The following is a 2,274-nucleotide window of genomic DNA, read 5'->3' as shown; positions in this document are numbered from 1 at the left end:
CAAAGAGGGGCCAAAGAAGCAGCGGCATACAGCCCGGCGGATATACCATCGGTTGGTAGGAGAGCATGGATTTCAGGGTAGTGAATCTACGATCAGGCACTATGTTCGGGAGGCCAGGGTTCGTTTAGGAGTAGGAAATGCTCAGGTGTTTATACCCCTTGATCCTGAATGCGGGCAGGAGGCAGAAGTAGACTGGGGCAATGGGATAGCTTGTATCAGGGGAGTGAGGACAGGGATAAGGTTTTTGTGTATGCGCTCTCGCTACTCTGGGAAACATTTCGTGAGGGCTTATTTATGTGAGAGGCAGCAAGCGTTCTTTGATGCTCACATCCACGCCTTTACCTTCTTTGGAGGGGTATTTCCCACTCTGGTCTATGACAATTTGTCCAGTGTGATCAAAGAGGTTTTGCGGGGCAGGCAAAGGATTGAGCAAGACTCATTTATCAAGTTTCGCTCTTATTATACCTTTGGTGCCCGTTTTTGCAATGTGAACAGTGGACATGAAAAAGGGGGAGTGGAGGGGATGGTGGGTTATGTGAGGAGAAACTACCTGGTACCCATTCCCTGTGTGGAGGACCTTGAGGAGTTAAACCAAAAGCTGCTCACAGACTGCCTTGCCTTTGGAAATCACCGGACAAGCGGCAGGGATAGAGCGGTGAATGAGCTGTTTGAGCACGAGCGGCACCACTTGCTCAGCTTGCCTGCGGTTGCCTTTAGCAATATCCAAATTCAGAATGGCAAGGTCAACTCCTACTCGACGCTCATGGTGGATAAGAATCACTACTCGGTGGCTACCCGCTTCGCAGGCTTCAAGGTGCATGTGAATCTGGGTATTGATCGGGTTGATATTTTCTGGGATGGGAAAAAAATAGCCACCCACCCACGGGTATTTGGAAACAATAAATGGCAACTTGACCCTCAGCATTACCTGGAGGTGATTCAGCAGAGGCCTGGATCATTTCAGACTGCACGCCCCATTGTCCAATGGCGGCAAGAATGGCCAAAGTGCCTGGAGAAGTTGCTGGAGCGGTTCCAAAAGACGCAGGGAGAGACAGACGGGATTAAGGATTTTATCTCGGTCCTGATGCTCTACCGGGATCATCGGGCTGATGAGATCCAGGCCGCTATCGAGGTGGCTCTTGAAAACCACATCAGCAGCAGTGAGGGAGTAAAACACATCCTGCTGCATTCAGGTCCGGATACTACCGCAGTTGCACCGCTTACCGATTGGCCTGCAACGATTCCCCCAAACGTTACCGCCTACGGACAGTTGGGAGGGGTAAGATGAAAGACAGCACCCACATATTGTTAAATCAGCATTTGAAGGAATTAAAACTGGCCAATATTCTTCAGCACTACCCTTCTCTGGTAAGGCAGGCTAAGGAAAGCGGCACAAGCTATGAGGAATTCCTCCTGTCCCTGACCGAGATCGAGCTTCGGGTCAGGGCTGATAACCGCCTCAAGCGCCGGATCAAAGAGGCGAGGTTTCCTCTATTGAAGACTCTGGAGGATTTTAATTTTGATGAGGCCCCCGGTCTTGACAGGCGACTGGTTCGAGAACTGGTGAGTGGAGACTACTTGAAGCAGCATCGGAATGTAATCTTTTTGGGAAAGACGGGAACAGGCAAAACTCACCTATCGACAGGATTAGGAGTTGAGGCCTGCCGCCAGGGGGTGAGGACTCGCTTTGTGACCGGTTGTGCTCTGGCCAATGAACTGATTGAATCCCGAACGGAAAAAACCTTAAGCCGTCTGATCGGCAAGTATGCCCGCTACGATCTTTTGATCCTTGATGAGCTTGGCTACGTGCCTTTTTCCAAAGAGGGCGCAGAGCTATTGTTCCAGGTTCTGGCCGAGCGCCATGAGAAGGCTTCGGTGATTATTACCTCTAATCTGGGGTTTGCAGACTGGACCCAAGTGTTTGGAGAGGCTACCCTTACCGCAGCTCTTTTAGATCGCCTGACCCATAAGGCCCACATCATTCCCTGCACTTGGGAGAGTTTCAGACTCAAAGAGACGCTGAAAGGGAGAGATGTCTCTTTTCGAGCAAAAGAAGGAAAAGAACCACATGAGGGAAAAGAACCAAATGACAACAAACCTAAAGGATTAGGCAATGAATCAACTAACACTGCAAATGCAGAGTAACTGCTTGAAGGATAATAAAAAAGATTGTGGATAGTGCCGCACCTGCCGCTCATGTGGATAACCTGATGGACAGCCAAAAAGCAGGCTGCCCACAGGTTCCCCACAATCGCTTGGATAAGTCCATAATAC

At 50.0% G+C, this 2,274-nt stretch carries 2 protein-coding genes; both read left to right on the top strand.

Going from position 1 to position 2,274, the window contains the following annotated elements:
- A partial coding sequence (gene istA / locus HWQ67_RS16735; protein ID WP_218253827.1) for an IS21 family transposase occupies positions 1–1,288 on the top strand: 1,288 nt, incomplete at its 5' end.
- The gene (gene istB / locus HWQ67_RS16730) at positions 1,285–2,145 is read left to right on the top strand and encodes an IS21-like element helper ATPase IstB (protein ID WP_218253826.1); all 861 of its coding nucleotides are present in this window, start codon (positions 1,285–1,287) and stop codon (positions 2,143–2,145) included. The genes istA and istB, both read left to right, overlap by 4 nt.
- Positions 2,146–2,274: the final 129 nt, after the last annotated feature.

This window comes from Candidatus Magnetobacterium casense, from assembly GCF_019173545.1.
Classification (GTDB): domain Bacteria; phylum Nitrospirota; class Thermodesulfovibrionia; order Thermodesulfovibrionales; family Magnetobacteriaceae; genus Magnetobacterium; species Magnetobacterium cryptolimnobacter.
Note: the sequence above shows the minus strand (reverse complement) of the source record. Positions and strands in the feature narration are given on the sequence as shown.

Excerpts from the sequence above, each read along its gene's own strand:
- istB (WP_218253826.1), top strand. The coding sequence starts at position 1,285 with ATGAAAGACAGCACCCACATATTGTTAAATCAGCATTTGAAGGAATTA.